Annotated in this window: 24 protein-coding genes and 1 riboswitch; all 24 genes read right to left on the reverse strand. The window is 53.0% G+C overall.

The window, feature by feature from the left end:
* Positions 1–14: 14 nt before the first annotated feature.
* The gene (locus F556_RS0109595) at positions 15–689 is read right to left on the reverse strand and encodes a nucleoside recognition domain-containing protein (RefSeq protein ID WP_020616725.1); all 675 of its coding nucleotides are present in this window, start codon (positions 687–689) and stop codon (positions 15–17) included.
* Positions 683–1,867, reverse strand: coding sequence for a D-alanyl-D-alanine carboxypeptidase family protein (locus F556_RS0109600; RefSeq protein WP_020616726.1), 1,185 nt, complete (start codon positions 1,865–1,867; stop codon positions 683–685). The genes F556_RS0109595 and F556_RS0109600 overlap by 7 nt, the downstream gene beginning before the upstream one ends.
* Before the next feature lie 187 nt (positions 1,868–2,054).
* Complete coding sequence (gene ytfJ / locus F556_RS0109605; protein ID WP_020616727.1) at positions 2,055–2,549, reverse strand: GerW family sporulation protein; 495 nt, start codon at positions 2,547–2,549, stop codon at positions 2,055–2,057.
* A complete protein-coding gene (locus F556_RS0109610) occupies positions 2,522–3,022 on the reverse strand; it encodes a DUF2953 domain-containing protein (protein WP_169447563.1) in 501 nt (166 codons plus the stop codon). The genes ytfJ and F556_RS0109610 overlap by 28 nt, the downstream gene beginning before the upstream one ends.
* A 252-nt stretch (positions 3,023–3,274) precedes the next feature.
* The gene (gene scpB / locus F556_RS0109615; RefSeq protein ID WP_020616729.1) at positions 3,275–3,904 is read right to left on the reverse strand and encodes an SMC-Scp complex subunit ScpB; all 630 of its coding nucleotides are present in this window, start codon (positions 3,902–3,904) and stop codon (positions 3,275–3,277) included.
* A complete protein-coding gene (locus F556_RS0109620; protein WP_020616730.1) occupies positions 3,873–4,652 on the reverse strand; it encodes a segregation and condensation protein A in 780 nt (259 codons plus the stop codon). The genes scpB and F556_RS0109620 overlap by 32 nt, the downstream gene beginning before the upstream one ends.
* A gap of 25 nt (positions 4,653–4,677) precedes the next feature.
* Positions 4,678–5,148, reverse strand: coding sequence for a 6,7-dimethyl-8-ribityllumazine synthase (gene ribH, locus F556_RS0109625; RefSeq protein WP_020616731.1), 471 nt, complete (start codon positions 5,146–5,148; stop codon positions 4,678–4,680).
* 6 nt (positions 5,149–5,154) lie between these two features.
* The gene (locus F556_RS0109630; RefSeq protein WP_020616732.1) at positions 5,155–6,414 is read right to left on the reverse strand and encodes a bifunctional 3,4-dihydroxy-2-butanone-4-phosphate synthase/GTP cyclohydrolase II; all 1,260 of its coding nucleotides are present in this window, start codon (positions 6,412–6,414) and stop codon (positions 5,155–5,157) included.
* Positions 6,415–6,459: 45 nt separating this feature from the next.
* Complete coding sequence (gene ribE, locus F556_RS0109635; RefSeq protein WP_020616733.1) at positions 6,460–7,146, reverse strand: riboflavin synthase; 687 nt, start codon at positions 7,144–7,146, stop codon at positions 6,460–6,462.
* Between the two features lie 29 nt (positions 7,147–7,175).
* Positions 7,176–8,432, reverse strand: a complete 1,257-nt coding sequence (gene ribD / locus F556_RS0109640) for a bifunctional diaminohydroxyphosphoribosylaminopyrimidine deaminase/5-amino-6-(5-phosphoribosylamino)uracil reductase RibD (protein WP_020616734.1) — start codon at positions 8,430–8,432, stop codon at positions 7,176–7,178.
* A riboswitch (FMN riboswitch) is annotated at positions 8,430–8,644 on the reverse strand. Its footprint overlaps the gene before it by 3 nt.
* Before the next feature lie 124 nt (positions 8,645–8,768).
* A complete protein-coding gene (locus tag F556_RS0109645) occupies positions 8,769–9,200 on the reverse strand; it encodes a peptidylprolyl isomerase (protein WP_020616735.1) in 432 nt (143 codons plus the stop codon).
* A gap of 274 nt (positions 9,201–9,474) precedes the next feature.
* The gene (gene lysA, locus F556_RS0109650; protein WP_020616736.1) at positions 9,475–10,806 is read right to left on the reverse strand and encodes a diaminopimelate decarboxylase; all 1,332 of its coding nucleotides are present in this window, start codon (positions 10,804–10,806) and stop codon (positions 9,475–9,477) included.
* A 138-nt stretch (positions 10,807–10,944) separates the two neighbouring features.
* Positions 10,945–12,534 carry a spore germination protein gene (locus F556_RS0109655; protein WP_020616737.1) on the reverse strand — a complete coding sequence of 530 codons (1,590 nt, stop codon included), beginning with the start codon at positions 12,532–12,534 and terminating at the stop codon, positions 10,945–10,947.
* A 43-nt stretch (positions 12,535–12,577) separates the two neighbouring features.
* The gene (locus F556_RS0109660) at positions 12,578–13,006 is read right to left on the reverse strand and encodes a stage V sporulation protein AB (RefSeq protein ID WP_020616738.1); all 429 of its coding nucleotides are present in this window, start codon (positions 13,004–13,006) and stop codon (positions 12,578–12,580) included.
* Positions 12,999–13,631, reverse strand: a complete 633-nt coding sequence (locus F556_RS0109665; RefSeq protein WP_040716307.1) for a stage V sporulation protein AA — start codon at positions 13,629–13,631, stop codon at positions 12,999–13,001. The genes F556_RS0109660 and F556_RS0109665 overlap by 8 nt, the downstream gene beginning before the upstream one ends.
* A gap of 156 nt (positions 13,632–13,787) precedes the next feature.
* Positions 13,788–14,540 (reverse strand): RNA polymerase sporulation sigma factor SigF, encoded by a 753-nt coding sequence (gene sigF, locus F556_RS0109670; RefSeq protein WP_020616740.1) that lies wholly within the window; start codon positions 14,538–14,540, stop codon positions 13,788–13,790.
* A 21-nt stretch (positions 14,541–14,561) separates the two neighbouring features.
* Complete coding sequence (gene spoIIAB, locus F556_RS0109675; RefSeq protein WP_020616741.1) at positions 14,562–15,008, reverse strand: anti-sigma F factor; 447 nt, start codon at positions 15,006–15,008, stop codon at positions 14,562–14,564.
* Positions 15,005–15,358 carry an anti-sigma F factor antagonist gene (gene spoIIAA, locus F556_RS0109680; RefSeq protein ID WP_020616742.1) on the reverse strand — a complete coding sequence of 118 codons (354 nt, stop codon included), beginning with the start codon at positions 15,356–15,358 and terminating at the stop codon, positions 15,005–15,007. The genes spoIIAB and spoIIAA overlap by 4 nt, the downstream gene beginning before the upstream one ends.
* Before the next feature lie 155 nt (positions 15,359–15,513).
* The gene (locus F556_RS0109685; RefSeq protein ID WP_020616743.1) at positions 15,514–16,692 is read right to left on the reverse strand and encodes a D-alanyl-D-alanine carboxypeptidase family protein; all 1,179 of its coding nucleotides are present in this window, start codon (positions 16,690–16,692) and stop codon (positions 15,514–15,516) included.
* Between the two features lie 185 nt (positions 16,693–16,877).
* Positions 16,878–17,717: a sugar phosphate isomerase/epimerase family protein gene (locus F556_RS0109690; protein ID WP_020616744.1), complete on the reverse strand. Its 840-nt coding sequence runs from the start codon at positions 17,715–17,717 to the stop codon at positions 16,878–16,880.
* Entirely contained in the window at positions 17,717–18,328 is a 612-nt protein-coding gene (locus F556_RS0109695) for a hypothetical protein (RefSeq protein ID WP_157272691.1), read from the reverse strand. The genes F556_RS0109690 and F556_RS0109695 overlap by 1 nt, the downstream gene beginning before the upstream one ends.
* 23 nt (positions 18,329–18,351) lie before the next feature.
* Positions 18,352–19,701 carry a pyrimidine-nucleoside phosphorylase gene (locus tag F556_RS0109700; protein WP_020616746.1) on the reverse strand — a complete coding sequence of 450 codons (1,350 nt, stop codon included), beginning with the start codon at positions 19,699–19,701 and terminating at the stop codon, positions 18,352–18,354.
* 14 nt (positions 19,702–19,715) lie between these two features.
* On the reverse strand, positions 19,716–19,898 hold the full coding sequence (locus F556_RS33630; protein WP_020616747.1) for an aspartyl-phosphate phosphatase Spo0E family protein: 183 nt from the start codon (positions 19,896–19,898) through the stop codon (positions 19,716–19,718).
* Positions 19,899–20,034: 136 nt separating this feature from the next.
* Positions 20,035–20,859 carry a purine-nucleoside phosphorylase gene (locus F556_RS0109710; protein WP_020616748.1) on the reverse strand — a complete coding sequence of 275 codons (825 nt, stop codon included), beginning with the start codon at positions 20,857–20,859 and terminating at the stop codon, positions 20,035–20,037.
* Positions 20,860–20,865 lie beyond the last annotated feature (6 nt).

The raw sequence follows: 20,865 nt of genomic DNA on the forward strand, positions 1-20,865 counted from the left end.
ACCTGATCGAGCTGCTAGGAAGCTGTGCCATTGGCCGCCGGCGGTATCGAGGCACCTTCCGACGTATGCGGCGGCCGCTTGTCTGTTCCTTGGTGTGTCAAGGTTGGCGGCCGCATGGCTCGCTTGCGGTACCAACGGTCCGCCAGGATGGCGGCGACCGTTGCAATGGCTGTAGCGAGCAAGGTCGTCCCTACGATTTCCGCAGGATGTGCAGAGCCATAATTCATACGGATAGCAATCAGCGTGGTCGGAACAAGTGTAATGCTGGAGGTGTTGAGCGCCAGCAGGGTACACATGGCCGGTGTAGCTGTTTCTTTGTCGGGATTGAGCTTCTGCAGCTCCTGCATCGCCTTGATCCCCATTGGGGTGGCAGCATTGCCCAACCCCAAAATATTGGCGCTCATGTTGGTCATAATGTATCCTAATGCGGGATGCCCCTTGGGTACATCAGGGAAGAGGAAGCGGACGAGTGGACTAAGCAGCGTCGCTAGCTTGCGCAGCAGGCCTGCGTCCTCCCCAATCCGCATGATCCCCATCCAGAACACCAGCACGCTTATGAGGCCGAAGCTGACCGTTACACCTGTTTTGGCACCTTCAAAAGCGGCCTGCGTTACAGCCTCCAGCTTGCCTGTGAAAGCGGCGAATACGACACTGATAGTCATCAGCAGCAGCCAAATCCAGTTTACCATCGCTCTCCCCCCGCTCCGAAGACGCTAAGCAGCACACGGTAGAGCGAGAACATGAACGATTCCGTCTGTTGACGGCTAGAGGATACCGTCTGAGCCGCATCGGTCGTCCTGCTCCCCGATGCACGGGATTCGGGAGGAGGACTCTCCTTGAGCGGCACAGCTCCTATCAGATCTTCCTCCATGTAATACTCCAGTCTGCCGCGGTGTCCCAGCGCATAGTCAATGGATGTCGGATCGGTGGCCACCAGTTTGGCCTTTACACTCGCTTGCTCACCCACTGCCATTGGATAGCGCAAGGTTCCCAAGGCAACGTAGGGATGCCCCGTCACCTTCTGACCGATCCGGATCAGGTCCGCGCTGGGGTAGTGCTCGAAAGCCCAGTCCAGCAGCTTGCGGTGATCCGCCCAGTCATCCCCGTCATTAAGCGTAACGACCGCAATCTGCTGACCTTCGCGGGTGGCCGACGAGACAAGACAGCGCAGCGCCTGCTTGGTATAGCCCGTTTTGACGCCGTCCGCTCCTTCATACATGGCGAGCATTTTGTTTTTGTTAGTCCATGTGTAGTCCCAGGGATCATGAGGATTGGGTACTTTTTTGATACGGGTTTTGACGATCTCTTGAAACACGGAATTGCGCAGCGCATAAGCTGTCAATTTGGCAAGATCATTGGCTGAGGAATAATGCTCTGGATGATCCAGTCCGTGCGGATTCATAAAATGACTCTGTTCGAGTCCAAGCCAGGTCGCTTTTTCATTCATGAGATGAACGAAGCCTGCTTCCGAACCGCCGACATGCTCTGCAATGGCAGTAGCTGCATCGTTGCCTGAGCGGAGCATCAGTCCATACAACAAATGGTGAAGACTCATTTCTTCGTTGAGTTGCAGATAGATAGAGGAGCCTTCCTTGCCTACCGCACCTTTGCCGGCTTTGACAATGTCCGCCAAATTACCATGTTCGATAGCAACAATGGCCGTCATTATTTTGGTCAGGGAGGCGATTTTATTCGGCTCGTCTCCGCGCTGCGAATACAGGATTCTGCCGGACTGCACATCAATCACGGCCGCCGCGTGGGCATGAGTGGAGATGGCAGGGGCCGCTCCATACACGGGATAGACTGCAGGCAGCACCGGCCAAGCGGCACATATGGCAATGACAATAAGCAGCAATCGCTTCAGCATATGATGTTTACCCTCGCTTTCTATAGGCAGCCGCCCAGGCTGCCACAGTCTTGTACATTATATGTACGGGCCTTGCGGATATGTCCGATGTTCACTGACACGCCAAAAACCGCAGCTCCAGCTACGCCGGGCTGCGGTTCGCCTGCCAAAGCATGTGACTGCCCTTGGCACCCTGATCTGCAATAGACTAGATGAGATGCCCTTTTTCATCACTAAGATGTACAAGGTCTTCCAGATCCTCGATATGCTCGTCATTTTGCGTACGTTCGGAACGGAACATCGTCTGCAGTTTATCGATGACTCGTGGCGCCGAATCAATAATTCGTTCCATCAGATGGGTCTGATTATCGAGCGGAACGACCTTCACGCCATGTGTACCGACGACCAGAAATGCTATCGGAGTAATGGACACCCCGCCGCCGCTGCCGCCGCCAAATGGTTGATTGTTGCCCGTATGCTGACCTTCCTGATTACCCGCGGCTTGTGCTTGAGTTTTGTTGCTGGTGCCATAGCCGATATCGCTACCTCCAGCCACAAAACCAAAGCCCACCTTGGAAATTGGCATGATCACGCTGCCGTCAGGAGTTTGTACAGGACTTCCAACGATTGTGTCTACATCCACCATTTCCTTGATGTTTTCCATAGCCGTTTGCATTAACCCTTGAATAGGATGTTCTGCCATGTGGTGAGGCCTCCTTTCACCCTTCGTATACGAACCAGTAATTGCAGTCCGGCAACTATAGCATAACCGAACCGGATTTTTGCTATACAAGACCACTCCGTTGAAAAATGACTATGGCTGTAAATCGGCGTCACGGTCATGTAGGGAACCGCACGTAGTCTAGTAAATTGCGAGGATACGCCAAGCAAGGTGCTCTGGATTGTCCACATCGCACCGCAAGCCATCGCTGTCCATGCAGCGTCTCCTGTTCCTACAGCAGTCTGCCAACGCCATTCTTCCAGCTTCACATGACGAAGAGACCTGCCGACCCAATTAAACATTCGATCGGTGTGCTGAATTAATAGCTTGTACTCTTCCAGCCGATTCATCACTGTCTTTACACCGATTCGTTCTTCAGATTCGGTTGTGGAGCCCTCTTGTCGCTGGTTTTTGGTTTTTGTCTTAATATCCACCGCGCCGGGAGCCATTGTCATGATGGGTACTTCCCACACATAATTAATCAACCCAAATAACGCCCGAATATGAAAAGAAAGTTGGTCATCCTCGTTTTTTCGGGTCAGTCTTCCTATTGCAACAACATGAGAGGAACATAGGATTACAACGGCCAAAAAAAAGAGACCCGCCGCGATTAGCCACACTATCCACCCCTCCGGGAACCCTCGCATCAGCGGTTCACCCCGTTTCCTGAATCTGGATAGATGTAGTATAGGCTAATCTGGCACGTCTCATACGTTGTCGTTACGATCAGAGTCTTCTTCGTTATATTCATCCAAGGTGAGCTGGCGTTCATCCAGCTTCTCAAACAAAGCCTGTGTCTGCTCATCCAGCATGTCCTCGGCATCCATAGCGGCAGGCTCTGGCAGTGCATTGAGGTCGGACAAGCCGAAATAATCCAAAAATGCTTTTGTGGTCCCGTACAGGATCGGCCTGCCGATTGCCTCGGCGCGCCCGACTTCCTCTATGAGGTCCTTGCCCACCAAGGTATGAAGCGCGCGATCCGTCTTGACGCCCCGAATTTCTTCAATTTCTACCCGGGTAATCGGCTGCCGGTAGGCAACGATCGACAGGGTTTCGAGGGCAGCCTGGGACAGACTTGCACGACTAGGAGAATGCGCCAGTCGCTCAAAATAAATCGCATGATCCGGATTGGTTGTCAAACGGTAGGCACCCGCTACTTCGGCAATGCGGATACCCCGTTTGTTTTTTACCATGGATTTGCGAAGCTCTGACAGCGCCTCGGATACAACCTGGGCCTCCTGCCCCGTGACCTCGGCCATCTGTTTAGTTGTTATGCCTTCATCGCCGACCATAAAGAGCAAGCCCTCAATAATCGACTTCAATTTCGGAAAGTCCACTCTCTGCTGCTTCCCCTCTCCAATGAATCACGATATCGTCAAACAACTGATGCTGAAAGCAGTGAACCTGCTTCATCTTCATCAGCTCCAGAATGGCCAGAAACGTCACAACAATCTCATGCCGGTCCAAATCCTTGCGGACCAGCCGCGAGAAACGGACCATCTGGTTCTCCTTGAGCAGTTCGACGATATCCATAATCCGGTCTTTCACTGAGATCTCATCTCTTCTCACTGTTGCAACAAATGACCGCCTGGCAGCCCGTTTCAACGCTTTCTGAAAAGCGGCGATCAGATCCGACACGCCAAGACCTTTGACCGGGTTTTCCACGATCTCTGGGAGGAATGGCGTTAAATCCTCGGGCTCCTTGGTGTACACAAGACTGCGTTCATACTCCTTGGTACGGAGTTCTTCCGCAATTAGCTTGTATTTCCGATACTCTACCAGCTTCTGAATGAGCTCATCATGCGGATCGAGGCCGTCATCCATCCACTCGTCGTATACTTCATCCACAATGGGCGGCTTCGGCAGCAGCTGTCGGCTCTTGATGGACAGCAGTGTGGCTGCCATGACCAAAAATTCGCTGGTCACATCGAGCTCCAGCTCCTGCATCGCCTCCAGATACGCGACATACTGATCCGCGATGTCGCTCAGGGACACTTCATGAATATCGATCTCGGCCTTGTCAATCAGATGGAGGAGCAAATCCAGTGGTCCTTCAAAGCTCTCCAGCTTATAGAGCATCGTCACGTGGGTATCCTCCCGCTGCGGCGAATCAGTTTTCCAGCGCCTTGGTCAGGTTCGCCATCTCGATGGCAGAAGCGGCCGCTTCCCAGCCCTTATTACCCGCTTTGGTACCGGCACGCTCGACGGCCTGCTCAATGGAATCAGTGGTCAAGACGCCGAAGATCGTCGGTACGCCAGTTTTCAGGTTGATGGCAGCTACACCTTTGGCTGTTTCGCTGCAGACATAATCAAAATGCGGTGTAGATCCACGGATAACCGTACCCAACGTAATGACCGCATCATATTTGCCGCTTTCGGCCATTTTTTGGGCAATCAACGGAATTTCAAATGCTCCTGGTACCCAGGCAACCTCAATCTCTTCGTCTGTTGCGCCATGACGCTTCAGGGCATCGAGGGCCCCGCTCAGCAAACGCGAGGTAATAAATTCGTTAAACCTACCGACAACTATGCCATACTTCAATCCTTGGGAAACGAGTTGACCTTCATACATGCGTGTCATTCTATCTCATCCTTCCTTTTGTTCAATCTCTTGATTGATGGGGAGTGGTTCTGCTTCATCAAAACGCAGCATATGGCCAAGTTTAGCCTGCTTGGTATGCAAATACTTGGAATTATCCTGATTCTCCGGCATCTGCAGCGGCACCCGCTCTACAACCTCGATGCCATAGCCCTCGAGTCCCTTGATTTTGCGGGGATTGTTGGTTAACAGACGCATCTTGCTAATGCCCAGATCCTTAAGAATTTGAGCGCCAATTCCGTAATCGCGCAAATCAGGAGCAAAACCAAGTTTAATATTCGCGTCGACGGTGTCCAATCCCTGCTCCTGCAGGGCGTAAGCTTTCAATTTATTGATAAGCCCAATACCGCGGCCTTCTTGACGCATATAGAGAAGCACGCCTCTGCCGGCTTCGTCGATTTGCTGAAGCGCGGCTGCAAGCTGGGGACCACAGTCGCAACGGTGAGAGTGAAACACATCGCCGGTCAAACATTCGGAATGCACACGTACCAGCGCCGGCTGATCCGGGTCAATTTGTCCTTTTACCAGGGCGACATGCTCTTTACCATCGACCTCATTTGTGTATGCAACTGCCCGGAATACACCGAAGTCAGTCGGCATGTTCACTTCAACGATGCGCTCGACGAGCTTTTCCTTCTCATTGCGGTAGTGAATCAGATCTTGAATCGTAATCAGCTTTAATCCATGCTTCTCACGGAATTCGATCAAGTCAGGCAGTCTGGCCATGGTTCCGTCTTCCTTGATGATTTCGCAGATTACGGCAGCCGGCTTGGAACCGCACATCCGTGCAAGGTCTATCGCAGCTTCCGTGTGGCCTGCACGCCGCAGCACCCCGCCTTTTTTGGCAATCAGCGGAAAGATATGGCCCGGTCTCCGGAAATCCCCCGCTTTGGTGTCAGGGTCAATTAACCGGCGGACTGTCTCTGCACGCTCAGGGGCCGAGATTCCTGTGGAAGTTGAGATATGGTCAACGGATACGGTAAAGGCTGTGCCGTGATAGTCGGTGTTGTGCGAAACCATCGGCGGCAGATCCAGTTCCTCCGCGCGCTCTGGTGTAATCGGCACACACACAAGCCCCCGTGCCTCCTTGATCATGAAGTTAATCAGATCCGGTGTAGCCTTGTCCGCCAGCGCGATCAGATCTCCTTCATTCTCACGGTCCTCATCATCCACGACAATGATCGACTTGCCCAATATCAAATCATAAATGGCTTCTTCTATGGCGTCAAATGAAACGGCGTCCTGCATCGCGCTTCGCTCCTTCGGCTAACTAGTAATGGAAATCGTCTATCGTTACATAAATCCGTTCTCGGATAGGAATGCCGCCGATAATCCGCTTCTTGCCGGTTGCCGGCCTTCAGATGAAGAGGGCCCTGCTGCTGATCGGCTGCCATAATGCAACAGATGGTCCATGTATTTGCCCAGCACATCTGTCTCAATATTCACCGTATCGCCTTGGCCCTTGTATTGCAGGGCTGTTTGCTTGAGGGTGTGCGGAATAATCGATACGGTCACCGCATCCTGATCCGTTGTGACGACCGTCAGACTAATGCCGTCGAGCGTGATGGAGCCCTGGGGAATGATGTAGCGCATGGCATCGGTTTGGGCAGGCATAATGCGGTAGACGACAGCATTGGCATCCTGCTTGCGCTCGGTGATAACTCCCGTTGTATCGACATGACCTTGAACGATATGTCCGCCGAACCGTCCCCCAGCCAGCATCGCCCGCTCCAGGTTGACGAGATGTCCGCTTCGCATATCCTTCAGATTGGAATGTCGGTACGTCTGCGGCATGACATCGACAGTGAAGCTCGTCTTGTCGTAAGCTACGACTGTCAGACACACACCATTGACGGCGATGCTATCGCCCAGCTTGACATCCTCCAGCATCGTCGAGGCCTCGATGGTGAGGAGCATCGCTTCTCCTTGCCTGCCGGTATGCTTCAGGCGGCCGATCTCCTCAATCAAACCTGTGAACATAGCTTGACGCCTCCTTCTCTCGTTCCTCGTTAACGCTTGGACTGTCCGGGATAGACCGGATAACCGGTCAGACAAATATCCTCCCCGACAACCTCTACCTGCATCTGGCCGATCTGCACCGCATCAGCCATCCGGTCCCAGCCGTTCAGTGCAAAATTCACCGGCGCTGCAGCTCCGCCAATAATCTTGGGCGCGTAGAACAGCATGACCTTATCAATCAAAGCAGCCTCCAGCATGGCACCATTGAGCCGTCCGCCGCCCTCGAGCAGGATGGATCCGATCTCGAGCTCGCCAAGCCGCTTCATCGCAATTCTCAGATCGACATGTTTGCCTGCCCCGCTTGCGACCACCGTAACTCCGGCTGCTTCCAGCGCCTTGATCTTGGCTGGGTCAGCCCGCTCTGTTGTCAGGATGTACGTGCGCGTCGCGCCATCCTGCAGCAAGCGTGCCGTACTGGGAAGACGCAGAGCCGAATCTGCAACAATACGGACCGGACTAATCGCGGGAACCGACAGTCTTGTCGTCAGCAGCGGATCATCTGTGAGTGCCGTGCCGACGCCGACCATAATGCCTTCATGCTGATGCCGGAGCGTGTGAACCATTTCCCTCGCTTTGGGCCCTGTCACCCACTGGCTGTCACCGCTTTTTGCAGCGATTTTGCCGTCCAGCGTGCTCGCTGTTTTCAGCGTTACAAAAGGCCGGCCGGTCGTAATATATTTGATAAAGGCCTCGTTCAAAACTCGTGCTTCAGCAGCCAGCACGCCAACCTTTACTTCCACACCGCACTCCCTGAGCCGCGCGATACCCCGACCTGCTACCTTCGGATTGGGATCCTCCATAGCGACAACAACCTTGGCGGCCTGTGCGGCAACAATTCGCTCCGAGCAAGGTGGCGTCTTGCCATGATAGCTGCAAGGCTCCAACGTCACGTAGACCGTCGCCCCCTTGGCTTCCTCACCGGCCATATCCAGCGCATGCACCTCGGCATGACCAGCACCGCGCTTCAGATGTGTTCCAATCCCGATAATACGCCCCGCCTTGACGACCACACAGCCCACGACCGGGTTGATACCGGTCTGGCCCTTGGCCTTGGCTGCAATATCCAACGCGAGCCGCATGTAATATTCATCATTAATAATATCGATCAACACAGACACCCCCGGAGCAGCTGCCTCCGGGGGTGAGATGATGTAGGGATACATGATGATGGCAAATTCAAACAAGCTGCAGAATTGTGAAAAAAAGAACAATCCTAGCAAGCCGCAGAATATGAAATCTTCAAGCATCTCCTTCTCCCATCCAGACTGTACTGTCGGTCCCGGATTTGCACCAGGTCCACCGTTGGATCAGCCGGTGACCTCATGTGAGGTACACCGCACGATCCACCGGGTCACGGACTGACGGAAGCAGGTTGTCCAAGGAACCTGTTGGTTTCATGGACGATAAACCTGCTCCCGATCACCGCCGGTTAGGAATTTCACCTACCCCGAAGGAAAGCTGCATTACTTTTGTAAGTAATATTACCACTGAATGCTTTAAAAAGCAATGTCATTTGTCACAACTACGACTCATTTTGTCGTTACAACCAATGAAAGATCCCATCATTGGTTTACTAACAAAATTTACGCTTCGACTACTTCGACTGTTTCCATCTTGTCGCGGCCTTTGAATGCATCCACATGCTCCATGCCTTTAACGACCTTGCCAAAAACTGTATGACCGCCGTCAAGATGCGGTTGCGGTTGATAGCAAATATAGAATTGGCTGCCGCCTGTGTTCCGTCCTGCATGAGCCATCGCCAGTGTGCCGCGTTCATGCTTGTTCGGGTTGATCTCACAATCGATCTGGTACCCAGGTCCGCCAGCGCCAGTGCCGTCAGGACAGCCGCCTTGCGCGACAAAGCCTGGAATCACGCGATGAAAGTTCAATCCGTTATAGAAACCACTATTGGCCAATTTTTCGAAGTTGGCTACTGTGTTGGGCGCGTCTGTATCGAAAAGATCCAGAACGATTTCTGCGCCGTTTTCCATTTTGATTTTTGCTTGTTTTGCCATGCCAATCACTCCTTGATATCGTATGTATGGTACCATCTTACTACAATTGCAGCGCAATCGCAAAAATCGGACTGTTGGAAAAGAAATGCCTACAGTCACGGATCGATCTTCCAATCGCTGTTGTCCCCAGATTTCTTTGATTTTTACCCTTTTAGGGGTGAAATCCGGGGACAAAGGCGAACGCTTCGCTTCTCCAGATTCGATTCCGTGCCTCTCCGGCATTTCTTCAACAGTTTAAAAAAGGGCGGTCAGACGACCGCCCGTGTTTGTATTTCTATTTAACCGCAGATGCTTTGAGCAGACGAGCAGGAATGACGTCGTTGCCGACAATATCGTCCAGCGACTCCCGCTTCACCGCGAGATCCGACTGACCGTCCTTGACGAACACGACGGCTGGACGACGGATCCGGTTGTAGTTGCTCGCCATTGCGTAGTTATATGCGCCTGTGCAGAATACGGCTAGCAGGTCGCCACTCTGGGACTTCGGCAATTCCAGATCCCAGATCAGCATATCGCCGCTCTCGCAGCATTTACCGGCAATGGATACCGTCTCTTCCGCCGCTTCATTGGCACGGTTAGCCAATACAGCTTCATACTTGGACTCATAAAGCGCAGGACGCGGATTGTCTGTCATGCCGCCGTCAACGGCGACATACTTGCGCACGCCCGGGATATCCTTGCTGGTGCCGACCGTATACAGTGTCGTTCCGGCATCGCCGACCATGCTGCGGCCCGGCTCAACCCAAATCTCAGGCAGCGGATGTCCTGCTGCGCCAAAGTTGGACTTGATCGAATCTGTAATGGCTTCAACATATTCACGAACTTGAAGCGGGGAATCTTCCTCGGTGTAGCGAATGCCGAAGCCGCCGCCAAGGTTGATGACCTGGAACGTCAAGCCCAGCTCTTCCTTCACCTTCAATGCGAATTGGGATACCTTGTCTACTGCCATACGGAAGCCTTCAACCTCGAAAATCTGCGATCCAATATGGGAGTGAACGCCAAGCACGTCGATGTTGGCAAGCGAGATCCCTTCCTGAATCGCTTGGTATGCCGCACCATTGCCCAGGTCGAAGCCAAATTTCGAATCTTGTTGACCGGTCGAAATATACTCATGCGTATGAGCTTCAACGCCTGGCGTAATCCGAAGCAGGATTTTAACATTCTTGCCTTTGTCAGCCGCCAAAGCATTTAGCAATTGCAGCTCGTTGAAGTTGTCTACGACAAAACAACCGATTCCCGCATCAAGCGCCATATTGATCTCATCCGGGGTTTTGTTGTTGCCGTGGAAATGAATTCGCTCGGCAGGGAAGCCTGCCTTAAGTGCTGTGTACAACTCTCCGTCAGATACGACGTCGAGCGACAAGCCCTCTTCCTCTGCAATGACGCACATTGCCATAACACTGAACGCTTTGCTGGCATATGCTACTTGAAATTTCAATCCGGAAGCACGGAAGGCTTCCACATATTCACGCGCGCGCTGACGCACGAGCGCCTCATCTACAATATAGAGCGGCGTGCCATAAGTGGCTGCCAGCTCGGTAACGTCGTTGCCGCCGATCTCCAGGTGGCCTTTATCGTTGATTTTGCTTGTCCCATGCAAATACATAGCTTTCCCTCCGCTTTCTGCAATCTGGAAGTCTGGTACAGTCGGTTCAGAATAAGAACCGCAGTTGACGCCATATGACATCAAGTATACCGCATTTGCAGCGCGAGCGAAATGGATTTATTCACCGTTGATTTGTATTTATTGCAATGGGCCCCCGCCGCCACCCTTGTGCTCGGGCATCTTGTTGAGCTGCTTCGGGTTCAGCAGATTAGGTCGGGTACGGTTAAATAGGACCGGCACCCGGATGATAATGTTGAGCATGCCTCGCGCATCAAACGGGATGAACGGCCACATATACGGATGGTTGAAGGAACGCTCGTTGACAAGAATAATAAACACAAGGGTCGTGGCAATCAGAAATCCCGGCAGCTTGAAAACGGCAACCACGACTAGCAGCAGCAGCCTTACAATCCGGTTGGCCAGTCCCAGCTCATAGCTTGGGGTAGCAAACATCCCGATTGCGGCAATCGCCATATAAATGACCACCTCGTTGACAAAAAAACCGCTTTGTACAGCTATGTCACCGATGAGGATTGCGGCAATCAGCGACATCGCGGTGGCCAAGGGGGTTGGGGTATGAACGGAAGCCATTCTCATCAAGTCCACACCAACCTCAGCAATGATAAATTGCATGATTAACGGCAGCTTGACCATATCTTGCGGGCCGATAAAAGACAAAAAAGCAGGTCTCAAAGCGGGCTCCATAACAAACAAAACCCACAACGGCAGCAAGAACAAGGAGGAAAGAATGCCGAAGTAGCGAATCCAGCGCAAATACGTCCCAATGAACGGGGTCTGCCGATTCTCCTCCGCGTGTTGTACCAGGTCAAAGAATGTCGTTGGGAGCAGCATCACGCTGGGGGTGGTATCGACGAAGACCGCCACGTTCCCTTCCATCAGTTGTGCAGCGACGACGTCGGGACGTTCGGTATAACGGACCAGCGGATACGGATTCCACCCCCGCTTGACCGTCGCCTCTTCCAGCTGCTTGTCCGCCAGCGGCAATCCATCCAGCTCCACCTCGTCAATTTTGCTTCGGATCGATTTGACGAGCTCGGGATCTGCGATATCTTCAATGTAAGCCAGACATACATCCGTCTGTGTCCGTCGCCCTGCCTGCGTAATCACATAGCGCAGTCCAGGATCACGCAGTCGCCGGCGCACAAGTGTAATATTGACCATCAGCGTCTCGACGAAGCCGTCTCTACTGCCCCGGACGACACGTTCCAGGGAGGGCTCATCCGGTGAACGTCCAGGAAAGTTTTTGGCATCAATAATTAGCGCCGTACGCTCATGCTCAATAAATAGCGCGGTATTGCCTGCCATAACCGCGTCCACAACGCCATCAAATTGCTCTTCAGTCTCGACCTGGATTGCCGGCACATAGTGATGCAAAAAGCCATGTACTGCATGGGCAGAGAGCTCGTCGTCCTCCAGATAAGTTAGACGTGTCAGCACGTCGGTCAGAACCTCATCCTTGGCGAAGCCATTCATATAGAACAGCACCGTCCGGCGTCCCCCAAAGGTCATTTCCCTTGCCACCACGTCAAAGCTCTTGCCTAGCCCTACTTGATCTTCCAGCATCCGCTTGAATGTCTCCAGATCGGCAGGTAACCGCCGCTGCTCCTCATCCGTGGACGATTTCTTCTGCTCGTTCTCCGGCTGTACATCCAGTCCTGGAGGGGGAGCTGAGGCTTCCTGTTCCATCTCGGTCTGTTGCTCATCCATACGCGTACACCTCTTCCTTAATATCACTTGTTTTCATAGGAACTTACCTTTGAAAGATCAGCCAGTCGAACAGCGACCCGGCGAGTTTGCCACAAACCATTGCCATAACCAGGGCCGTAATAAACCGGCTCAAATGGAGACGCTTGGCCAGAATGGGCAGTACATTTAACACTTCCGTCAAGGCGGCAGCCAGCATGCCGATAAAAATCCCATCCAGCAGTCCGATCCCCACCAATTGAACCACCCCCGGCATATGCAGCCGCCAATCCAAAAAATCAGCAAAAGACCAATAGACCGCGCCTGAGGTAATAGCCGTTTCAAACCAGATGGATCTTCGAAAGGCATTCGCCAACTGGGCCAGCCGCGGAATCAGGTCAAGGATGACCAGCAGCGCCACCATTCCGCTTCCAACAGCAACACCGCCCGCAAGCCCAAGGAAGATGAGCAACGGATAAGCCAGCCACTCAGTCATCCCCCTCATCCTTTGTGGCTTGTTTCTTACGCATTTCATCTGCAATCACGTATGCATTGACGTTTTCTTGATACATATAGAGCTCAACTTCCAGCGGATTCGGCTCTTCATTAAGCCGTTTGCGGAACAAATGGTTGAAAAACACCATCATGCCAAAGCCAATGCCCAGGGAATAGGGGATTTGAAACCACAAGGGATGCTGGATCGCCTTGCCAGTGATCAACTCCGAGAGACGCACGTGGACTTGCTGCATGTTCACATCTGCATGGAAGTTCATAATAGCCAATCCCGAGCCGAAGAAAAGGAGCAGCCAAGCGAATACGAGCACAATGATTTTGGGCTTGCTCGGTTTATCGGAGATCATCACAAGCACCTGCGGGTCCCCATAGGGCTCGATGGTCAGACTCGGCTCTGCCGCACGGATGCGCTGAATGATATAGAGCACGTCAATGACGTATCGGTTGCCGTCCTCGGGTGCATGCTTGTAAATTGGCAGTGAACTGAGACGACGTGTACGTTGCCCGGTTGCCACGATGCGCGCAACGTCCCCCAGCTTCAGCTCGGTCCCGGGAGTTATGGTGATGCGTTTGCGAAGACGCAGGTAGACGGTACCCCCCTTGTGCATGTCCACACCGCTCACTCCTTTCCTTCGGCAATGTTCGGTTCTCCTACACAGAACATCCTCTATCGATAGTATGAGATAACCCAGCTGCGGGTACTCATGACTTTTGTGGTAAAATTTTGCGAGGCCCCCGAAAAAGAAAAACAAAAAAAAGACCGCCTATTGGGCGATCTGATCTTTAATGGATTGCAATATTTTTTTCTCCAGACGGGACACCTGCACCTGAGAGATCCCCAGTCTCGCAGCAACCTCTGATTGTGTCTGGTCCCGGTAATAACGCAGATACACGATAAGCCTTTCACGCTCGGACAACGTCTCGATCGCTTCGTTCAAGGCTAGCTTCTCGAACCATTTATCCTGCGAATCATCCGCGATCTGGTCCATGAGTGTAATGGGGTCGCCATCATTTTCAAAGACGGTTTCATGAATGGATGTCGGCGGCTTGTTGGCCTCCTGGGCGAGCACTACATCCTCCGGGGTAATCCCCAGCTCATGCGCCACTTCCTTGATGGTAGGCATTCGCCCCAGCTGCCGGGACAGCTCATCACGAGTCTTGCGGACCTTGTTGGCTAGCTCCTTGAGCGAGCGGCTCACCTTGAGCGTGCCATCATCTCTGAGGAAACGCTGAATCTCTCCGATAATCATGGGCACCGCATAGGTAGAGAATTTGACATCATAGGACAAATCGAACTTGTCCACCGACTTGAGCAGACCGATACAACCGATCTGGAACAGATCCTCGGGCTCATACCCACGATTGATAAACCGTTGCACCACCGACCACACAAGCCGGATATTGCAGTTCACCAGTGTATCGCGGGCCCCGCTATCACCTGTCTGGCTCAGGGCAATCAACCGTTTTACTTCGCTATCATCCAGATAATGCTGCGTCTGCTTCATTTGTACATCCATGAGGTCCCAACCCCTACGCGCCTAATTGTACAGCGCCTTTTTCGATTCAATACGCTTCACCATCACGATCCGCGTCCCCTGCTCATGTGCACTGTCCACCTCGAACTTGTCCATGAAATTCTCCATGATCGTAAACCCCATCCCCGAACGCTCCAGCTCTGGCTTGGATGTATAGAGCGGCTGTCTGGCCAGATCCAGATCCTCAATGCCGCGGCCACGGTCCATGATGGTAATCGATACCGTATCTGCTTCAATCGCAGCTTCGATGGTAACTACCCCTTCGGGGTTGCCGTCGTAGCCGTGAATAATAGCATTGGTTACCGCTTCCGATACAACCGTCTTCAGATCATTGAGTTCTTCCATCGTAGGGTCCAACTGGGAGACGAACGCCGCTACGGCTACCCTGGCGAATGCTTCATTCTCCGAACGGGCAGCAAACGAGAGGGTCATAAAGTTCGTTCCGCTCATGATACGACCTCCAGACTTGTGAGCGCCATTCGCTCATTATCGTGAATCGTCAATATTTTGAACAAACCTGACAGTTCAAGCAGCCGGTGTACACTCTTGCTCACATCGCAAACGACCATTTTGCCACCCCTGCCCTTGAGCAGCTTGTAGCGGCCCAGAATGACGCCCAGGCCCGAGCTATCCATAAAGGCCAGTTCCTTCAAACTGAGGATGACGTGATCGCTGTTGCCGCGCAGGATCGCTTCTTCCATCCGATGACGTACCGTATCCGCGGTATGGTGATCAAGCTCGCCGCGCAGTCGGACAATCAGCACATTGCGATTGTGTTCCAATTCCATTTGAAGACTCATGTTAACCTGCACTCTCCTCCCTGTGGATAGAGAGGGATTCCACATACCGGACGCACATTCCTGCCCGGCGACAAAACTAGAAGCAAGGCGCTAGAGAGCGACAAAAACTGCAGCCTCCTGCTTGGATTCATGACAGGAGGCTGCAATGCTGCGCATCAGTCAAACAATTCGCCCGTCACACGCTTCAGCATCGTCCACCAGCCTGCCCGGTCGACCGATTGCGGAGCGGTCACTTCAAATTCCCCGAGAATCTTGTCCTTTTGGAAGACAATCAGTTTACCGATCGGTTGTCCGACCTCAACCGGCGCCTGCAGCGGACCATCCAGACGAAGCTCGTGCCGGATGTCAGCGACCGGCGTCCCTTTTTTCAGGAGAACGCTGTATTGATGCTTGGCGAGAATCGGCAGCTCGGCTTGCTCGCCTTTATTCACTTTCATCTGACCCATCGTATCGCCAGTTTTGAAAATCGGGTGATTCGTGTATTGCGCAAACGCATAATCCAGCATCTGCGATACCTCATTGTTGCGCGTCTTCGTATTCGGTTCACCCATCACAACTGCAACAACACGCAGATTATCGCGCTTGGCGGTTGCCGTAAGACAGAATTTCGCTTCATTCGTATAACCCGTCTTGAGGCCGTCTGCACCACTGTAGAATCGGACCAGCTTGTTGGTATTCACCAACCAGAAGGGCTTATCCGAGCTCTTGCGCAAATGGTCCTGATACAATCCCGTATAGCGAGTAATTTCTTCGTGCTTGAGCAGTTCCTTGGACATGACGGCAATATCATGGGCCGACGAATAATGGTTCTCCGCTGGCAACCCGTTACAGTTCACAAAATGCGTATTTTTCAGTCCCAGCTCCGCTGCCCTTTCGTTCATCCGTTTGACGAAGGCTTCTTCCGTTCCGGCCAGTTTCTCGGCCATAGCGACCGAGGCATCATTGCCAGAGGCTAGGGCAATGCCTTTGAGCATTTCTTCGACCGTCATCTCTTCTCCCGGTTCCAGGAAAATTTGGGACCCACCCATCGAAGCCGCATATTCGCTTGCCTGGACCATATCGGTCAGTTTAATCGTGCCGGCATCCAGCGCTTCGACGATAAGCAGCATCGTCATCACTTTGGTAATACTCGCAGGAGGCAGCTTGGCATGGCTGTTTTTCTCGAAAATGATCGTCCCGCTGTCGGCATCCATCAAGATGGCAGACATGGCCGAGGGCGCCAGCTCAGGAGCTTCGGAAGCACCCGGTTTTTCTTCGGCACGCACGTTCGTTGCGGCCAGTAAGGCAATCATAATGGTAAGGAGCAATCCCTTGTAAGCTGTCGATTTGATCATAACGCTTCCCTCCTGGTATCAGAGCCGGGGCAAGGTCTCTTCATCATCCGGCTTCATTCTCCTCACCAGTGTTGACCGAATCCATGCATAATATTCCCATCTGTCAGGGCGAGCCTCGATTTGCCCATAAAAAAACCACCTGCCCCAACCTTTATCGGGCTGGTGCAGGTGATCGATTGGAGTTGCTAGAGCGGAATCGACAATTCGCTCGCCGTCTTTCTTACATGAGCTGCCGCTTGGCGGTAGTCTGATTCGCTCGACAAATGCTCAAGGATGAGAGGCAGATCAGGATCCAGCTGATTCAACTCCTGCAGGAATACCGCGTAGTCCAGCGCTCCTGTACCAGGTATGACCTCAGTCAGCTGCACGGTAAGTTGATCCGCCAAGTGAATATCCTTCGCATGACAGTTTTTAATATGAGGCCCCAGTTTGCGGACAAAATCGCGAATCATGGCCCCGTTCTGAAAATAGATGCGGGGGCTGGTAATCATATTGACAGGGTCAAAATGAACCGCAAAGGAGGCGCGATCAATCGCCTGAACCAAAGCCAAATAACTGTCCGCACTATCCGGAACGATCCAGGGCATCGTCTCCAACGTAAAAAACGTATGTCGCGGGTTGACCTGATCAATAATGAGACGCACGGTATCGACGATTAGAGCAAAGGTATCGTCACTGAAATTATCTGCATGCGGCCCATCCCATTTCAATGCGCGTGAACCGGCAATGTTGACACAGCACCTGGCGCCAATCCGCTCAGCAAGCTCCAGCTGCCGGATACAATGATCAATGGCTTGTTTACGGACTTCGTCATCGGGACTAATCGGATTGCTCCAGGCACCGACTTCAGCGATTACAATATCCGCCGCAGCTGCCGCATTCCGGTATTCAGCTACCGTCCTCTCATCGGCGTCATTGCCGACCGGACAGACTGCTGCACGATATCCGGCATCTTGCAGCGCTGCAATCCACCGTCCAGGCTCCATTTCGCTCTTTGGTACAAACACGGGTCCTGCTAATCTCATCACACACGACCTCCTTCACGGGTTTTCCCTAATCCTACATACAAACATAAGCCAATAATCGGCAGAAGTCCCAACCAAGCCAGCCGCGGGCTGGCCCCGTTGCGCCTGGCATCCCTGCGGATGCAGTATATGGAGAACAACCACAGCACCACTAGATCAATGGTCATGACATGAACAAACTGCGATGTTGTCATGGCATCCGTAAGCTCAGACAACCGCCCTGCCCCCAGGCCGTATCCGGCGACTACAAGGGTCAGCAATGAGACTGCGATTAGATAAGTGCGGCTCTTGATAACGCTTGCAATTGGGGTTGGCACACGGGGCTGAACCTCGGGTGCTAGGGAGCGGTTCACAATATAGTAAGGTATTAAAGCAAATGCGCCAAGACCAAACGCTGCTAGGGAAAAAGGCCACGCTGGCACGCGGGCGCTATCCTCCCTCAACAGCAGTGCAGCGTAGGCCATGGGGAAGAGACCCAATAGAGAAAATACAGCGAGCAGCAGGGGATGCTCATCCGAAAGGGTAAGGAGCGGGAGAAGATGCGGGTCCTCTCCACCCCTGCCTCCCGGCGCAAGTATCAGTGCATAGCTGACAAATACAAGCCAAAACACCAGCCATATTATCCGGCTTCCCCTCACATGCTGTCCTTATCAGATAGTCGCTGGACGCCGTTGGATGTCACAATGGACAGAACAAGCGGACGATCCGCAACCGGTTTGTGTTCCATTCGGTAAGCAGCTGCAGCGAGCCGGGCTGCTTCTTCCGCTTCCGATGGCGTTCGGTTGTGGCATAGTAGCGCCAGCACGTCTCCCGTCGCAACCGCATCGCCTACCTTTTTGACCATGAGAATCCCCGCAGCCGGATCAATCCTATCATCCTTGGTTGCCCTTCCAGCTCCCAAGTGCATCGCTGCAGCGCCCAATTGCTCGGCATCGATCGCTTGTACAATGCCCGCTTCGGTTGAACGAACTTCCGTCCGGGTAGCGGCAACTGGAAGAATGCTCTCCGGAGCATCAACGACACCAGGATCTCCACCCTGAGCCTCGACAAACGCACGGAACTTGTCCAGTGCCCGGCCATCCTTCAACAGCGCTGTAAGCAGCTCTTTGGCTTGCTGAATCGTGTCAGATTTGCCCCCGAGGACGATCATTTGCGAGGCCAACTCCAGACAGAGAGAGGTTAAATCCTCAGGACCTTCGCCCCGCAGCGTACGAATAGCCTCCTCCACTTCAAGTGCATTGCCGATGGCGAAGCCAAGCGGCTGATCCATATCACTAATAAGGGCAGACGTATTGCGGCCAACCTGTTCGCCAATGGCAACCATAGCTTCCGCCAGTTCTTCTGCCGCTTCAACCGTTTTCATAAAGGCACCGCTGCCGACCTTGACATCCAGTACAATGCGGTCCGCGCCCGCCGCGATCTTCTTGCTCATAATGGAGCTGGCAATCAGCGGAACGGAGTCGACGGTAGCCGTCACATCACGCAGAGCATAGAGTTGTTTGTCGGCTGGCGTCATATTCCCGCTCTGTCCAATAACCGCCAGTCCGATCTCTTTCACCTGCGACACAAAATCTCCACGCTCCAGCTCGGTCCGAAAGCCAGGGATGGACTCCAGCTTGTCAATCGTTCCCCCTGTGTGGCCCAGACCGCGGCCGGACATCTTGGCTACCGGAACTCCTGCCGCGGCAACCAGCGGAGCGATAATAAGGGTTGTCTTGTCGCCCACACCGCCAGTGCTGTGCTTGTCCACTTTGACACCCGGGATATCACTGAGATCCAATTGATCGCCGGAGCTTGCCATGAGTCCGGTGAGATCAGCTGTTTCCCGCGCCGTGAGTCCCTGAAAATAGACGGCCATTGCCCAGGCTGCTGCCTGGTAATCGGGAATGTCGCCGCTGCAATACCCTTGGACGAGATGGGAAAGCTCAGCTTGCGACAACTCGCCGCCATTCCTCTTTTTTCGAATGATATCTACAGTCCGCATCCGGGGTCGCCCTCCTACCAAGTTGGTTTTTGGCGTTTGCGGGCAGCCAGCTTTTCGGCTTGGACTTTGACAATCAACCGGTCCAGCGTCTGACTGAGCCGCAGCACATCACGGTGCAGCAGCGACTGCTTGCCCAGCGCCGTATCAATCATTTGTTTACGCAGACTTTCCATTTGCATTGTCCATTGCTTGTCCATCGCTCATTTCACTCCATGTTTTTTCGGTCGTCTTTCATCATGGAACATTATACGAGCATCTCCGAACAAAAAATGTCACAATGCGTCGACCCAAATGTTACAGTTATGTAACAAAATTTAGAAGAAAAAACTAGGTCTAGATTTGTGGGATGACTGCAAGCACAAGATTTAGAAATTTGGTCTTCACACGCTCCGTCGTCTCCATCACTTCAACATGGGATAACGGCTGATCCAGAATACCTGCAGCCATGTTACTGATACAAGATATGCCAAGAACCTCCATGCCGCTATGTCTTGCAGCAATAACCTCAGCCACTGTCGACATGCCGACGGCATCAGCGCCCAAAATACGCAGCATCCGGATCTCGGCTGGCGTTTCGTAGGAAGGCCCCTGCAAACCCACGTAAACCCCGCTTCGCAATTCAAAGCCCTGCGCTGCCGCCTGATCCAGTGCAATCTGGCGCAGACGCTTGCTGTACGCTTCCGACATATCCGGGAATCGCGGTCCCAGCTCATCATCATTTGGTCCGATTAACGGATTGCGTCCGGTGAGATTAATGTGATCGGTGATCAACATCAGATCGCCTGTGCCAAAGCCAGTGTCTATCCCGCCAGCGGCATTGGTGACGACGATGGACTGCACGCCCAGCGCCTTCATCACCCGCACGGGAAACGCAGTCAGCTCCGGGCCATACCCTTCGTACATATGAAAACGACCCCGCATTAAAATAACGGTACGGTTGGCAAGAGCACCGATTAACAATTCACCAGCATGCCCTTCTACTGTAGAGACCGGGAAGTGTGGAATTTCATGGTAAGGAATTACGGTTACATCAGTCATATAATCGCCCAGTACTCCAAGTCCAGACCCCATAATGAGGCCCACCTCGGGACGGTCAGCGGTCTGAGAGCGAATGTATTCTACAGCTTCATTAATATGCGATACCGTTAGTTGATTCATATCGTT

Source organism: Paenibacillus daejeonensis DSM 15491 (assembly GCF_000378385.1).
Lineage (GTDB): Bacteria > Bacillota > Bacilli > Paenibacillales > Paenibacillaceae > Paenibacillus_D > Paenibacillus_D daejeonensis.

What these genes read in the sequence shown, in the direction of transcription:
- ytfJ (WP_020616727.1), bottom strand. Translation starts at nt 2,549, where the DNA reads ATGGCAGAACATCCTATTCAAGGGTTAATGCAAACGGCTATGGAAAAC.
- F556_RS0109595 (WP_020616725.1), bottom strand. Translation starts at nt 689, where the DNA reads ATGGTAAACTGGATTTGGCTGCTGCTGATGACTATCAGTGTCGTATTC.
- spoIIAA (WP_020616742.1), bottom strand. Translation starts at nt 15,358, where the DNA reads ATGAGTCTTCAAATGGAATTGGAACACAATCGCAATGTGCTGATTGTC.
- F556_RS0109610 (WP_169447563.1), bottom strand. Translation starts at nt 3,022, where the DNA reads ATGACAATGGCTCCCGGCGCGGTGGATATTAAGACAAAAACCAAAAAC.
- ribD (WP_020616734.1), bottom strand. Translation starts at nt 8,432, where the DNA reads ATGCTTGAAGATTTCATATTCTGCGGCTTGCTAGGATTGTTCTTTTTT.
- lysA (WP_020616736.1), bottom strand. Translation starts at nt 10,806, where the DNA reads ATGTATTTGCATGGGACAAGCAAAATCAACGATAAAGGCCACCTGGAG.
- F556_RS33630 (WP_020616747.1), bottom strand. Translation starts at nt 19,898, where the DNA reads ATGGACAAGCAATGGACAATGCAAATGGAAAGTCTGCGTAAACAAATG.
- ribH (WP_020616731.1), bottom strand. Translation starts at nt 5,148, where the DNA reads ATGACACGCATGTATGAAGGTCAACTCGTTTCCCAAGGATTGAAGTAT.
- F556_RS0109665 (WP_040716307.1), bottom strand. Translation starts at nt 13,631, where the DNA reads ATGCACAAGGGGGGTACCGTCTACCTGCGTCTTCGCAAACGCATCACC.
- F556_RS0109600 (WP_020616726.1), bottom strand. Translation starts at nt 1,867, where the DNA reads ATGCTGAAGCGATTGCTGCTTATTGTCATTGCCATATGTGCCGCTTGG.
- F556_RS0109710 (WP_020616748.1), bottom strand. Translation starts at nt 20,859, where the DNA reads ATGAATCAACTAACGGTATCGCATATTAATGAAGCTGTAGAATACATT.
- F556_RS0109690 (WP_020616744.1), bottom strand. Translation starts at nt 17,717, where the DNA reads ATGAGATTAGCAGGACCCGTGTTTGTACCAAAGAGCGAAATGGAGCCT.
- ribE (WP_020616733.1), bottom strand. Translation starts at nt 7,146, where the DNA reads ATGTTCACAGGTTTGATTGAGGAGATCGGCCGCCTGAAGCATACCGGC.
- spoIIAB (WP_020616741.1), bottom strand. Translation starts at nt 15,008, where the DNA reads ATGAGCGGAACGAACTTTATGACCCTCTCGTTTGCTGCCCGTTCGGAG.
- F556_RS0109685 (WP_020616743.1), bottom strand. Translation starts at nt 16,692, where the DNA reads ATGATCAAATCGACAGCTTACAAGGGATTGCTCCTTACCATTATGATT.
- F556_RS0109700 (WP_020616746.1), bottom strand. Translation starts at nt 19,701, where the DNA reads ATGCGGACTGTAGATATCATTCGAAAAAAGAGGAATGGCGGCGAGTTG.
- F556_RS0109630 (WP_020616732.1), bottom strand. Translation starts at nt 6,414, where the DNA reads ATGCAGGACGCCGTTTCATTTGACGCCATAGAAGAAGCCATTTATGAT.
- sigF (WP_020616740.1), bottom strand. Translation starts at nt 14,540, where the DNA reads ATGGATGTACAAATGAAGCAGACGCAGCATTATCTGGATGATAGCGAA.
- F556_RS0109645 (WP_020616735.1), bottom strand. Translation starts at nt 9,200, where the DNA reads ATGGCAAAACAAGCAAAAATCAAAATGGAAAACGGCGCAGAAATCGTT.
- F556_RS0109660 (WP_020616738.1), bottom strand. Translation starts at nt 13,006, where the DNA reads ATGACTGAGTGGCTGGCTTATCCGTTGCTCATCTTCCTTGGGCTTGCG.
- F556_RS0109655 (WP_020616737.1), bottom strand. Translation starts at nt 12,534, where the DNA reads ATGGATGAGCAACAGACCGAGATGGAACAGGAAGCCTCAGCTCCCCCT.